At 58.3% G+C, this 12,382-nt stretch carries 11 protein-coding genes; 8 read left to right on the plus strand and 3 right to left on the minus strand.

The window, feature by feature from the left end:
- The 8 genes from VI25_RS16935 to VI25_RS16965 all read left to right on the plus strand — a co-directional run.
- Window positions 1-1,416, plus strand: a 1,416-nt coding sequence (locus tag VI25_RS16935) for a right-handed parallel beta-helix repeat-containing protein (RefSeq protein ID WP_161806963.1), incomplete at its 5' end; no start/stop codon positions are given.
- Complete coding sequence (locus tag VI25_RS16940) at window positions 1,401-5,534, plus strand: T9SS type A sorting domain-containing protein (RefSeq protein ID WP_055562682.1); 4,134 nt, start codon at window positions 1,401-1,403, stop codon at window positions 5,532-5,534. The genes VI25_RS16935 and VI25_RS16940, both read left to right, overlap by 16 nt.
- Window positions 5,535-5,726: 192 nt before the next feature.
- A complete protein-coding gene (locus tag VI25_RS16945; RefSeq protein ID WP_045689126.1) occupies window positions 5,727-6,689 on the plus strand; it encodes an NAD(P)/FAD-dependent oxidoreductase in 963 nt (320 codons plus the stop codon).
- A gap of 170 nt (window positions 6,690-6,859) precedes the next feature.
- Complete coding sequence (locus tag VI25_RS24185; RefSeq protein ID WP_052695310.1) at window positions 6,860-7,222, plus strand: carboxypeptidase-like regulatory domain-containing protein; 363 nt, start codon at window positions 6,860-6,862, stop codon at window positions 7,220-7,222.
- The gene (locus VI25_RS27900; protein ID WP_055562683.1) at window positions 7,219-8,085 is read left to right on the plus strand and encodes a DUF5686 family protein; all 867 of its coding nucleotides are present in this window, start codon (window positions 7,219-7,221) and stop codon (window positions 8,083-8,085) included. Before VI25_RS24185 ends, VI25_RS27900 begins: the two co-directional genes overlap by 4 nt.
- Window positions 8,016-9,248, plus strand: coding sequence for a DUF5686 family protein (locus VI25_RS27905; protein ID WP_052695312.1), 1,233 nt, complete (start codon window positions 8,016-8,018; stop codon window positions 9,246-9,248). Before VI25_RS27900 ends, VI25_RS27905 begins: the two co-directional genes overlap by 70 nt.
- Window positions 9,221-9,370, plus strand: a complete 150-nt coding sequence (locus VI25_RS25240; RefSeq protein ID WP_161806964.1) for a hypothetical protein — start codon at window positions 9,221-9,223, stop codon at window positions 9,368-9,370. The genes VI25_RS27905 and VI25_RS25240 overlap by 28 nt, the downstream gene beginning before the upstream one ends.
- Before the next feature lie 82 nt (window positions 9,371-9,452).
- Window positions 9,453-9,728: a hypothetical protein gene (locus VI25_RS16965; RefSeq protein WP_045689127.1), complete on the plus strand. Its 276-nt coding sequence runs from the start codon at window positions 9,453-9,455 to the stop codon at window positions 9,726-9,728.
- 80 nt (window positions 9,729-9,808) lie between these two features.
- On the opposite strand, the gene VI25_RS27910 is transcribed toward VI25_RS16965, so the two are convergent.
- The 3 genes from VI25_RS27910 to VI25_RS16975 form a co-directional block, all read right to left on the minus strand.
- Window positions 9,809-10,012, minus strand: coding sequence for a M28 family peptidase (locus tag VI25_RS27910; protein ID WP_262489977.1), 204 nt, complete (start codon window positions 10,010-10,012; stop codon window positions 9,809-9,811).
- Window positions 9,918-11,309, minus strand: coding sequence for a M28 family peptidase (locus VI25_RS16970; protein WP_055562685.1), 1,392 nt, complete (start codon window positions 11,307-11,309; stop codon window positions 9,918-9,920). The genes VI25_RS27910 and VI25_RS16970 overlap by 95 nt, the downstream gene beginning before the upstream one ends.
- 191 nt (window positions 11,310-11,500) lie before the next feature.
- Entirely contained in the window at window positions 11,501-12,370 is an 870-nt protein-coding gene (locus VI25_RS16975) for an AraC family transcriptional regulator (RefSeq protein WP_055562686.1), read from the minus strand.
- Between the last annotated feature and the right edge of the window lie 12 nt (window positions 12,371-12,382).

Here is a 12,382-nt window from a genome sequence, read left to right on the forward strand (position 1 = left end):
CAAAACGTGCTCGGTACGTCAGCTACTAGCTTCACCGACCCAGGTGCCAATATCCGCACGGTGAATGAAGGCATTGATCTAAACGGCTCCGATAATGGCACTGTTCAGAACAACCTCATCGGCTACAACGGTGGTATGGGCATTTGGGTGCTGGCCAATGGCACAAACGGCGCTAATAATAACCTTATCACTGGCAACGAAATCCGGGGCAATGCCCGGGAAACGATCATTCGCGGAGCGTTCGTCAGCGGTACTACCGCAGAAGGGTACGTTTTCGATGGGTTGGAGCTACAGGGCAATAGCACGGGCAACACGGTTTCAAACAACTTGATTACCGAAACGCTAGGGCACGGTATCGACTCCTTTGGCAATGCCATTGGCGGTAACACCATTACTGGGAATACCATCAGCAACAACGGTCAGGCCGTTGTCAACAATACAGGCGCAGAGGGTTCGGGCTTGCGTGTATACGGGGCTACTAACCTCACAACCATCGCCAACAACGTACTGACGAACAACAACGGCTCGGGGGTACTGGTGATAGGCACCGCGTCGAACGTGGTAATCAAGGAAAACTCGACCTCCGGAAACACGCGTCTGGGTATAGACCTGCTCAGCACTGCTGACACGAACTCTGAGCCTAACACTTACAACGGCTTGCTAGGTACTACTTCAAACGTGACACTAAACGATAACGGTGACGCGGATACGGGTGCTAACGGGTTGACCAACATGCCGGTAATTACGTCATCGACCGTCCGCAACGGGGTGTTGTATGTCAACGGCTTCGCGCGCCCTGGCGCTACGCTGGAATTCTTTATTGCTAGCGTAGGAACATCTGCTGGCACGGGCAACACCAACTTTGGTCAGGGAGGTACTTACTTGTTCTCGCGTACGGAGGGAGCCACGGGTAACACGAGCACTACGCTGAATGACGCAGACGCCACTACGGGCTCTTATGGCCTGAACAACGCTACCGTAAACGGTTTCTACCAAGGCACCGAGTCGGGTCAGAACCGCTTCTCCTATGCTGTTCCGCTCGCATCACTGACCGCTGCCCAGCGGAATGCCCTTACCACTGGCACGCCGCTGCTGACGGCTACGGCTACACAGATTGCAGCAGCAAATGGCAACCAGGGTACCTCCGAATTCTCGGGTAACGCTCCCGTATACTCGGCCCCAATTGCCAACAACGACTTTGCTACGACTACGCCTGGCACCGCCGTTACCTTCAGAGTTACTACCAACGACCAGAACAACATCAACCCGGCTACGGTAGCTCTCAATGGATTAGCGGCCGGTAGCACCACCCCGGTAACTGTAACTGGCGGCACGTTCACATTCTCCAACGACGGCCAGGTGACCTTCGTGCCAGCTGCGGGCTTCACGGGCGTAGCACGGTGCCCTACACGGTAAACAATACGTCGGATATTGCCTCCAACACGGCGTACTTCTCAGTAACGGTAACTGGCACCACCTTCGATCTGGCTACCAGCTTCTCTGCTGCGCCCACCGCTACCACCAACGCTGGTGCTACCGTTAACTACACGGTGGTTTCCAGGAACCCAGGAACCGTAGCTGCTACGAACGTAGTAGAAACGGTACAGTTGCCTGCTAACCTCGCTACTACTGGTTTCACGGTAGGAGGTAACACGGGTACGCTCAGCAATGGCGTTATCACCTTCACGGGCGGTGCTACCTACAACCAAAACTCGGGCCTACTAAGCCTGCCAATTGGTAACCTAGCGGCCAATGGCGGTTCGGTATCTACGGCCTTAGCCTTCCCGGCTCCTGTAACTAGCCCCCTTACCGTAACGGCGACCATTAGCGGCGCTGGCGGTGCAGAAACCGTTACGACCAACAACACGGCAGTTTCGACGGTAGATATTGCGCCACGCTTTGATGTGACGACGGCCATCAGTGGCCCAACTACCGTTACGGCTGGTAACGAGGTAACGTACACCGTAGTAACTAGCAACCTGAGCGGCACTACCACTCCCGCCAACGCCAACTCGGTGTCGCCGGCCGTAAACGTAGTGCAGACAGTATCCTTGCCGGGTAACTTGATGGGCGCGGGCATCTTCGCCTCCAATGGTGGCACTATAGCTTACAACAGCACCCAAGACATTACGGTAATTTCGTTCCCTGCCATTGGGGTACTAGCCGCTGGTCAATCGCAGGTGAACACGATCAGCTTCACGGCGCCTAGTTCCAGCTTCGCTGCCCCAATAGCCATCGTAACATCGGGTCTGACTAACACGAATGCTGGCGACCTCAACTCTCCAACGGTAGGTACAAACAACAACACGGCCCAGCTGAATGGTGCTGGTACGCGTCCCACCGTTGCGTCGACTGCGCGCACGGGTACCGAAACCAACGTGTACACGACCATCTCTTCGTCGGCTGCCAACGTGGATCCGGGTAATAACATTACGCTGACCATCACAGCCAATAATGCTGGTCCGGTGGCAGCAGCGGGCGTGCAGCAAACGGTAACGCTACCCACGGGACTGTCCTTCAGCAACCAGGGCGGTGGCAACTACAACGCCACTACCGGGGTGCTCACCTTCCCTGCCCTAACGAGCCCATTGGCCTCGGCTGGCACTCAGACCTACACCGTTACGTTTGCCGCTCCGCAACAAGGGTTTGTGTTGGCAACGGCTACCGTGACCACGACCACCCCCGATGCTGTGTCTGCTGATAACTTGGCCCAAACCAAGATTGAGGTAACGCCCCGAGTAGACGTTGCTACCACGCTGGCTGGTCCGGCAGTAGGTTTGCCCGGTCAGACGCTGACGTACACCGTCATGACGGCTAGTAACGGTCCGGCTGCCGCTACCAACGTGGTGCAAACGGTGCAGCTGCCAGCTGGCTTGACAAACGTACAGTTCAACTCGCTCAGCGCCGGCACACGATACGATGCTACAACGGGCGTGCTAACCATCTCCTTTGCTGATGCATTACCAGCTGGTTTCAACCAAACCAACACCATTTCCTTTGTGGCCCCGGCTAGTGCAGCTAGCTTGAACATTACGGCTGCAGTTACCACGGGAACAAGCGAAACCAACATTGCCAACAATACGGCGGCAGTAGCCACGGTAATCACGCCCACCGCTGATGTAGCCGTTAGCGTAACTGGGCCAGCTACGGCTACAGTTGGCAACCCTGCACTGTATGTAGTGTCGACCACGAACAACGGGGCTGCGGTAGCTACCGGGGTAGCACCCACCCTACAACTGCCTGCTGGTCTTGCCGTAACGTTCCCCGCCGGTGCCTCTACGGGTTCCTACAACTCCACAACGGGCGTAGTGACCTTCGCAACCGTATCGGCGCTGGCTAGTGGGGCTAGCATCGCCAATGAAGTGGTGGTAACCATGCCCGACGTGGCCCAGCTTTCGGCTGTAGCCCAGGTAACCAGTACCAGCACGGATACGAACCCGGCCAATAACTACGCCAGCGTAGCAACTACGGCGGCCGCTGCTACGGCTACTACCGCCAATTTGGCCGCAGGCATCACGCCAGCTACTACCACGGTAAATGCCGGCGCCAATGTTACGCTGACTGCTACGTTTAGTAACCAAGGTACGGGCACGGCTACCACGGTGGTGCCGCAGATTGCTTTAATGCCTGGTCTGACGAACGTAACTGTAACCGATGCGGGTGTTGTGCGCAATGCCAACTACAACGCTACCACGGGGGTAGTTACCTTCCAGACTGTGGGCTCCTTGGCTAGTGATGCTTCCCTGACTGGCACCTATTCCGTATCGTTCAATGCGCCTGCTACGGGTCCGGTATTGGCTGTAGCCAGCATCTACTCGGCTACTACTGACGGTGCTCTTGCGAACAACACGGCTCTGGCGACGGTGACTGTATCGCCCCAAGCCGATGCCCAAACCAGCATTGCTGGCCCAGCTACTGCGCAGCCAGGCTCTAAGGTGATCTACGAAATAGTAACCTCAAACAACACCACAGCAGTATCGCCAGCCACCAATGTAGTACAGAAAGTGACGGTGCCGGGCACCCCCGCCAACCTCACCTTCCCTGCTGGTAGCACTACGGCTGTTGTCAATGGCAACACAGTGATTACCTTCCCCACCATTGCGTCTGTCGCTCCTGGTGCTGCTGGTGCGGTAACAAACTATGTGTCGTTCACGACGCCTGCTACGGCTACGGCCGTACAGGTTACGGCTAACGTTGAGTCGCAGATTGACATCAACACGGCAGCTACCTCAAACTCGGCTACCATTACCACCAATGCCAATACAGCTCCGGTAGCCTACAACGTGGTTAATGCCTTGCAAACGCCCGAAGGCAACACGGCTAGCGCACTACTCATCTCGCCTCTTGTTGCCACGGATGTAGATAATAACATTCAGTACTACTTTGTTACAGCTCCTGCTGATAACAAAATCGGTACCCTGTTTGTGGGCACTACCGCCGTTACGCCCGGCAGCACCGTGCGACTGGATCCGAACCAGATCAACACGTTGCGTTTCGACCCCGCAGTGGGCTTTGTCGGCAATGCTTTCCTGAACTACTACGCTACCGACATCCGTGGTGCTGTTTCCAACACGGCCATCTACACCATTCCGGTGGGCCAGGACAACAACTCCCTGTACGCGTACACTCCTACCAAAGGAGGTAACACTGCTTACCAGAACAACTACGTGCTGGCATACGTGACAGATATCAACGCTGCCCGCTACACGAGCAACGGCGTTGTATATGATTCTAACACGGGCCTTCTGGCCACCGGCGCCAGCAACGGGTTGGCAACTACCGGTACCAACGCCGTGATTTCGTCGGCTGATAAAACGGCACTTAACGCAGTAGGTATCGACCTGAACCCGACCACTGGTCAGTTCTTCGTGTCTAACCGTCTGTTGCTCAAAGGTGGTTCCTACACGGTTAGCGTTACCACTACGGATGCCAACGGCGGCGTTACCACGCAAAACGTAACTATCCCAATTGGTGGGGCGCCGCTGCCCGTGCAATTGGTGAGCTTCGCTGCTCAAGCGCAAGGTGCAACGGCTCTTCTCACGTGGCGCACTGCGCAGGAGCTGAACAACGACTACTTCGTGGTAGAGCGCAGCTTCGATGGAACAAGCTTCTCGGCTGTTGGGCAGGTCAAAGGCAAGGGTACGACCACCCAGGCAACCGACTACCGCCTCACGGATACGGGCGCGGCGGCTGCGGCAAAAGGCCGGACGGCGTACTACCGTCTGCGCCAAGTAGACACGGATGGCACCACCGTTCACAGCCAAGTACAAGCCGTGCGCTTTGCCGACATCGCACCAGCTATCAGCCTCTACCCGAACCCTGCTGCTACTACAACCACGCTCGACCTGAGCAGCCTGCCCCAGGGTAGCTACCAGGTGCGCATTGTAGATGCCGCTGGCCGTTTGGTGAAGCAAGCTCAATATGAGGCAGGCACCACGCCTACCCTGATTGTAGAGCAATTGCCTGCTGGCACTTACTTGGTACAGGTAAGCGGTACCGGTTTCAACAAAGCGCTGCGTCTGCTGAAAGAGTAGTCTTTCGCTGGTTCTTACCTGCACCGGTAGGGGCCAGCACAGACACTACTAAATACAGTAGCGCCAGCGTACTGGCTGACCACACAAAAAAGCTCCCCGTTGCGGGGAGCTTTTTTGTTTTCCGGAGGGCCGGGCAAGTCAACCCAGGTTTGCATTTAGCGGTATAGCTACCAATTACAAACCTGTCTTACTATGCCAGCCGCTACGCCCCGTCACCGTGTTCCTGCCCAGCCTGCTACCGATTATGATGTCATGATTGTTGGCGCTGGTAGCGCGGGCCTGAGTGCTGCCCTTGTGCTCGGCCGCTGCCTGCGGCCAGTGTTGGTTTGCGACGGTGGAGCCCCGCGCAACCGCCCTTCGCCAGCAGTCCAGGGCTTTCTCACGCGCGACGGCACTCATCCCGAGGAACTCATTCGGCTGGGGCGGGAGCAACTGGCCCCCTACAAGTCAGTGGAGGTGCGCGAGGCTCGGGTCACCAACATCGAAGTTTTCAAGCGGTACTTCCGCCTGACTTTGGAAGGCTCTACCGGCCACACCACTACCTACACCACCCGCAAGGTGCTGCTAGCTACCGGCGTCGATGATGAACTACCACCCTTGGACGGCATGCGCGACTTGTGGGGGCGCGGCGTGCTGCACTGCCCCTACTGCCACGGTTGGGAGGTGCGCAACAAGCCTCTGGCCGTGTATGGCCGCCACAAAAGCGTAACGGGCCTGGCACTACTTGTGAGCCGCTGGAGCAGCGACGTGATTGTGTGTACCGATGGTTGGGGCGGCCTCTCGCCCAACGCCCGGCGGCGGCTGCGCCGGCAGGGTATTGCGCTTAAGGAAGATGAAATGATGTGCTTGGAGGGCACGCAAGAGGGCGACTTGCAACACCTAGTTTTCAAGTCGGGGGAGAAACTGGCGCGCCAGGCAGTATTCATTCACGCGCACCAGCACCAGCGCAGCCCACTGGCCGAGCAGCTAGGCTGCCGCTTTACTGAAAAGGGCGCTATCGTCATCGACAAAGACCAGCAATCTTCCGTGCCGGGAGTGTACGCCGCCGGTGACATCACGCCCGGTACGCAGCAGGCGCTGCTAGCCGCGGCCAAGGGTAGTCAGGCAGCTATTTGCATCAACGAAACCCTGACGCGCGAAGAGTGTCCCCGCTAACCTCCGCCCCAAGAACTTCGCAAATGAAGGGCGGCTGAAAACGTAGTGACAGCAATAAGCACGGGTGGGTTGGACGCTGGGAACTTCTCTGCTGGCAGTTGCCTTCGCTCAGAACCTGTGTATCTTACCCACTGTACATTGCCCATATCCGTCCCAGTTGCTTTTGGTTTATGAGAGTTGCTTACCCGCTGCTTCTGCTGTTGCTCCTGCTGCTGGTAGGTATTGAGGGGGCCCAGGCCCAACGCATTGTGTTTAGTGGCCAGATAACGGAATCGGGGACTGCCAAAGTGGTGCCCTTTGCCTCCGTGTTCGTACCCGGCACGGCACAGGGGGCCACTGCCGACGTGGAAGGCCGCTACCAGCTTATCGTGAATGGGCCCGTTGATTCGTTGGCGGCCTCGGCCATTGGGTTTGCTACCCTGAAAAAGCGCGTTTCTGCGGAGGACAGGCAAACGGTAAACTTTACCTTAGGAGCCGGCTCGGTTTCCTTGGGCGAAGTGGTGGTGCGGCCCCGAGAAAACCCCGCTACGTGATCTTGCGCCGGGTGCAGCAGCACAAAGCCCAGAACAACAAGCGCACCTTGCAGGCTTTTGAGTTTGATAGCTACAGCCGAGTGCAGGTGGCCCTCAACAATTTGCCTTCGCAAGTAAGTCGGCGCAAGCTCCTACGCCAGATGACCCAGGTAGCCGACAGCCTTGGATTGGCCCGTGATGCGCAGGGTAAACCTATGGTGCCCTTTTTCGCCTCGGAAGTACTCTCGCATTACTACCAGCACAACCAGCCCCTGCGTAAGCGGGAGGAAATCAAACGTACCCAACTGCACGGGGCCGCCCCACGCGAAGGCTCCGTCACGTCGCAGATTCTGGGCTCCTCCTTTCAGGACTGGGACTTCTACCCCAACTGGCAGCAGTTGCTGGGCAAGGACTTCATCTCACCTATTGCCGATGGGTGGAAGTTCACTTACGAGTATGAGCTACAAGACTCGGTGTACGTGGGGAAGGACTTCTGCTACAAGATAGGCGTGACACCGCGCCGCCCGCAGGACCTAGCCTTCGTAGGCACCATCTGGATCAACACCAGTACTTACGCACTGCGGCGGGTAGACTTAGTGGTAAGCCCCGATGCCAACCTCAACTTCATCGAGCAAGTAGCGGTGAAGCAGGACTTGGTGCCGTCGGCGGCGGGGCAGGGGCTACCGCAACGCACGGCCGTGGTTATCGGCATTAAGCTACCAAGGGCAGCACCGGTATTCTGGCCCGTCTCACCATCGTCAACTCCAACTTCGACGTCAACCACCCCAAGCCGCTTCCTTTCTACGATCGTCCTTTGGAAACGGCGGCCGATGCGTTTGACGTTCCCAAAGACTTTTTTGCTACTTACCGGCCTGATTCTCTAACCCAGGAGGAGCAGGTTACTTTGCAAGTGCTCGACTCGGTTCGGCAGCTGCCAGCCATGCGCAACTTGCTGGAAGTGGCCGACATTGCAGTGAATGGGTACTACCGAGCGGGCAAAATTGAGTGGGGTCCAATTTTGACGGCCTACAGCTTCAACAACATTGAGGGGAGCCGCTTCCGGGTGGGGTTCCGCACTACGCCAGAGTTTAGTCGCGACTGGCTGCTACGGCCTTACTTGGCCTACGGCACCCGCGACGGGCGCTTTAAGTATGGCTTGCGGGTGCAGCGCATTGTAGAGCGTCAGCACTGGACGGTGGTCAACTTTGAGCACCGCCACGACTTAGACCAAGTAGCTCTGCTCGACAACGATTATGCGCTGGAAAATCCGCTGTTTGAGGCGTCCGCCCGCCTGGGTAATATCAGCTCTAGCCGTCCTCTGCGCCGCACCCTCACCACCCTGGCCTTACAAACCGACTTATTTCGGGGGTTTACCCAGCGCGTAATTTTCCGGCGTCAGAGCTTTCAGCCCCTGTATCCCTTCGCCTATTACACCCAGGAGCGAGCACCCGGCTCGCCTACGGCCGATAACTTTGACCTCTCGGAGGTGGTAGTCGAATCGCGCTACGCTCGCGACGAAGTGCTGATTCCGAACAATCAGAACCGCCGCACTGCCATTGGCCTGAAGAAGTGGCCGGCCGTAACGGTGCGCTACACCATGGGCCTCGACAATGTGCTAGGCAGCGACTTCCGCTACCAGAAGCTCAACCTGCTCATCGACCAGAGCATTCGCCTGGGGCAGGTGGGGCGTACCGATTACCGAATCGACGCGGGCTACATTCCCAGCACGGTGCCTTACCCGGTGCTCAAAACCCACCTCGGCAACGAGTCGCCGTTTTACAACGGGGGGGCTTTCAATCTGATGCGCTACTTCGAGTTTGTGAGCGACCGGTACGTTTCATTTCAGTTTGAAAACCAGTTCGATGGTTTCCTGTTAAACTCTATCCCCGCCATCAAGCAGCTCAATTGGCGCCTGGTAGCTACCGGCAATGTGCTGTGGGGAGGCGTGAGCGAAGCCAACCGCCGCATCAACCTGCACAAGACCCCATCACCGGGGGGCCATTGCCGTCCTTCCAGTCATTGGGGTCGTTGCCGTACGCGGAGGTAGGCTACGGTATAGAGAACATCCTACGGGTGGCGCGCGTAGATTTTCTGCATCGCCTCACCTACCGCAACTCGCCGGGTGCCCGTACCTTTGGCGTGAAAGTGAGTTTCCAGTTTAAGCTCTAACCCGTAGACTGCCAGATCATCGAATGGATTTTCGGTGCCAGAATTGAATCAAAAAGGCGGTTTTCTTGTAGATAAACCTGATATGCCCAAGTACGAAGTTGCCAACCTGACTCTGGCGGAAGCCACCCGCCATGCCCCCTTCGTTGACTACGCCCGTTGCGTAGATGCTAGCCAGCGCCCCTACAACCACGTAGGCGACTGGCCCGAAGAAGGCCAATTGTATCCCGTGCGCGTCGTCGATTCGCACACCGAAGGAATGCCCCTTGTGCACGTTCTCGGTTTTGAAGGCGAGGCGCCCTACTACAATGCCTACGGCCCCCACCGGTTTGAAATGCTACTCACCGTTTGGCTTAACTAACCCAGCCAAATTTCTGCAAAAAGCCCGGCCTTCTCCACGCGTGAGAAGGTCGGGCTTTTTGCTTCCGAACTAGTGGCCGCTTAGCGCTCCAGCTTGAAATCGGAGTCTACGGTTACGCGCCGGGGCGTGGCCGATACCAGCCAGCCGGTAGCGTACATCCAGCGGGTCATGCGGGTGAGCTTGGCTACATCAATGCGCGAGGCCTCGTCGCGGGGCGTGTGGTAGTCGGGGTGGAGCAGCGTTGTAAAGAACAGAGCCGGAATGCCGGCGCGGGCGTAGGGCAGGTGGTCGGAGCGGAAGTACCAGCTCCGGGTGCTTGGCGTCGTCCCACTTCGTGTCGAGCAGAAATTTGGTGTCATCCTGGTTGGCCTTCAGGGCCATATCCACCAAGGCTCGGGAGTTGCGGTGCGGAGCGGTAGAGCCCAGCAGTGCTGCCGAGTCGGGGGTATTGCGGCCCATCATATCGCCATTGAGCACGGCTACAATAGACGACTTTGCCACCGTAGGATGCTCAGCGTACCAGCGCGAACCTAGCAGGCCGCGCTCCTCGGCGCCGTGCCACACGAAAAGGGCCGAGCGGGCTCCCGGCCGCTGCTTCCAGGCCCGCCCAATGGCGAGCAGGGCCACACTTACCGTCGCGTTGTCGTCGGCACCATTCCAAATAGAGTCGCCGTCTACGGGTGTGCCAATGCCGTCGTGGTCGTGGTGGCCGCTGAACAGCACGTGTTCAGCTTGTAGGGTAGGGTCGGTGCCAGGCACGCGGGCCACTACGTTCATGGAGGGATACTCAAAGTCGTTGGCATTCAGCTCTGCCTGAAAGCGGGCCCCCGCCGCCCGCAACGGGGTAGTAAGGGCTTGGCGCACCAATAATATCGGCACGGGCGAGCTAGGTACGGGCATGGAGGGCAGCACGTACACACCATCTTGATAGCGGTGCCCCACAAAAGCTAGGCTGGGCTCGGCCATGGCGTCGGCGGCCAGAATGATGCCAGCCACCCCACGCTGCTGCAGCGCAGCACTCTGTTGGCCAATGCCAGCCAGGGTGTAGCGCATGGCCCGTAGGCTGATGTTGGCCGCCGGCAGCGGGGTAGGAGGCAGCAGGGGCATGGCCACAATCTTACCCCGCAGGTTGCGGCGGGTCGTGTCGGCCAGGGAGTTCAGCCACACCACCGGCCCATCAAGGCGAGCGTTAATAGGGTTGGTTACCCAGGCATCTTGCCACAACGCCAAGTGCTTTCCATTCAGGGTGAGGCGTGATGAGGCCGCTACCGTGAGCCGATGTAAGGGGTAGAACTGGAAGTAGGTGCCATCGTCGCCGGCCGGTTCCAGGCCCGCCTCGCGGGCGCGCTCGGCCACCCAAATAGCGGCCCGCAGCTCGTCGGCAGTGCCCGCCCGGCGGCCCCGAAAGTTGTCGTCGGCCAACGCAAACAGGTCGCGCTTCACTTCATCTTCCCGAATAGCCGATAGTGCCGGTGGGGAGAGGCCAGGGGCTGCGCCGGAAGTGGTAGGAGTGCTGCGGGTGCAGGCTGGCAGCAACGAAGCGGCTAGCCCAAGGCCAGCCAATAGAGTAAGCAAACGCATACGCAGGAAGTGAATTACAGAATTCTTGACACTGCTGCCTCAGCTAGTAGCCTGCCGGGTAGTAGCCTGCTCTAGTGGGTGGTGCCACCGGAAGATACAGGCCCCACGGTAATCCGTCGCAAAAAACGTTGGCCGGCGTAGGCTAACAGAACACTGCTTCCACCAGCGCCGGTAGGAATAGCCGTGGCCGGTTAGGCTGGCGGGTGACGGAAGGCTTCCGGCGTTTGGCCCACGTATTTTTTGAAATAGCGGGCGAAATAGGACGCATCCTCAAACCCCACGGCATCGGCCACCTGCGCCACCGACTGGCCCGTGTGCGTAAGCAGGCGCCGCGCTTCCGCTACCACCCGCTCATGAATCAGGTCGCTGGCCGTTTTATTGAGAATGCGCCGACAGATGGCGTTCAGGTGGTTGGCCGTAAGGTGAAGCTGCTCGGCGTAATAACGTACTGTTTTTTCGGTGCGGAAGTGTTGGTTGAGTAGCAAGCCAAACTCGCGCACTTGCAGCAGCCCATGGGCTGGCCCCGCCGCCGGGCCCACCGGGTAGGCGCGCGCCGCCAACTCCAGGCACAGGTAGAGGTAGGCGCGTACCACGGCGTCGTGATTGGGTGGGAGGGGGTGGGTAGCTTCTGCCTGGTAGATGCGCCACAGCAACGGCAAAATCTCCTCCTCATGGGGCGGCAGGTAGCGTACGGGCGGGTGAGTAGGAGTAAAGAACGGATACTCGGCCAGCTGCAACGCCGAGTATTGCTCTAAGTAAAAGTCAGCCGTAAAAAACAAGATCAGCCCCCGCGTATCGGCCGATAAGGACCAGGAGTGAGCCTGCCCGGGCACCAGAAAAAACAGGCTGCCCGGTTGCAAGTCGTAAGTTATCAGGTCGATGGTGTGCGTGCCCTGGCCTTGGGTGATGTAGAGCAGCAGGTAAAAGTCGTGGGCGTGCGGCTCGCTCACAATGGGAAACTGCGCAACGTGCACTTCCAGTTGCTCAATGTAGTAGCGGTGGCTGGCATGCTGCCGGGGGAAGGCATTGAGGGCCAGAACGGGCAAAGCGGGCGTCTTCATGCAGCGGGAAGG

It is taken from the genome of Hymenobacter sp. AT01-02 (assembly GCF_000961955.2).
GTDB classification, from domain to species: domain Bacteria; phylum Bacteroidota; class Bacteroidia; order Cytophagales; family Hymenobacteraceae; genus Hymenobacter; species Hymenobacter mucosus.

Bases quoted from the DNA above. Each gene is read 5' to 3' on its own strand.
- VI25_RS16945 (WP_045689126.1), top strand. From the start codon at position 5,727: ATGCCAGCCGCTACGCCCCGTCACCGTGTTCCTGCCCAGCCTGCTACC.
- VI25_RS24185 (WP_052695310.1), top strand. From the start codon at position 6,860: ATGAGAGTTGCTTACCCGCTGCTTCTGCTGTTGCTCCTGCTGCTGGTA.
- VI25_RS16965 (WP_045689127.1), top strand. From the start codon at position 9,453: ATGCCCAAGTACGAAGTTGCCAACCTGACTCTGGCGGAAGCCACCCGC.
- VI25_RS16970 (WP_055562685.1), bottom strand. From the start codon at position 11,309: ATGCGTTTGCTTACTCTATTGGCTGGCCTTGGGCTAGCCGCTTCGTTG.
- VI25_RS16975 (WP_055562686.1), bottom strand. From the start codon at position 12,370: ATGAAGACGCCCGCTTTGCCCGTTCTGGCCCTCAATGCCTTCCCCCGG.